The 985-nt window shown below is 42.0% G+C and carries 1 protein-coding gene; it reads right to left on the reverse strand.

All coding sequences use genetic code 11. The features are described 5' to 3' along the window. Window positions 1-252: 252 nt before the first annotated feature. Window positions 253-985, reverse strand: a 733-nt coding sequence (locus A3729_RS04310) for a DUF445 domain-containing protein (protein WP_156497651.1), incomplete at its 5' end; no start/stop codon positions are given.

The following is a 985-nucleotide window of genomic DNA, read 5'->3' on the forward strand; positions in this document are numbered from 1 at the left end:
AACAGGGTGATAAACAGATCCAGCATTTTGGTGAATGCTATGGCCTGCACAGGCAAATCGTAGGTTTTTGCGCCAATTTCCAAGGCGGAAATAATAATGATAAAAATAACAAAGAGCTCAAAAGCCCGATTGTTCTTGAGTTGGTAAAAAAGAGACTGTAGCGAAGAATAATTCATTAACTGCGTAAACTATAAAAAACTTGGATTAGGTAATACTTGACGGCTATTTTACCGAAACAGAGGAAATAGTCACTTAAAGACTCTGACCAAATATATAAGCAAGCTGAGCCAAGCCAGCCATGGCACCAAGAATACCACCGATAATGATCAGTTTTATCTCATCTTCCTGAAAACAAGGCCTTAGTAGATCCTGAAATTCTTCAGAAGGGAGCTCCTTCATTCGTTGCGCCATGATATCCTGTACAACCTTGGCCCTCTCCTGGTTAAACAAAGGGTCACGCAGCGTAGTTTTTGACAAATCTACTGCCTTCAATCCGGCATCTTCTTTGAGTTCAGCAAAGCCTTTCGGCCCCATAGCGGCTTGAGTAAAAGGCTTAATCAAACCAACCGTATCATCTACCATGTTTTCAAAATGTCTTTGAATAATAGCCCTTGTACGCTTTGCTTCCGGCCCTTTCAGCATGGCTTGGGCGATTTGATCAACTGTCAGGATTTCTTCAGTAATGATTTTACAAAAAGACTCTGATACAGAGTCTTGCCGCTTTAAAAATAAACCGTGTATTGTCAGGCCTAAAAACTTAAAGGGCTTAACAGGCCGGAAAATCATATTCAACGCCACCCAGTTAGTCGCCCACCCCACCAAAAATCCGCATACTGGCAAGATCCACGGGTAGGGTAAGAAGTACCAAAGTATTAACTGGGGAAGCCCAAACAAAAAGCCAAACCAGAGGCCGCTTTTTATAATAAAGCGAAACTCCTGAGCCCCGCATTCGAGAAAGATTTTATTCAGCAGCGTTTTATCATCT

It is taken from the genome of Oleiphilus sp. HI0043 (genome assembly GCF_001634935.1).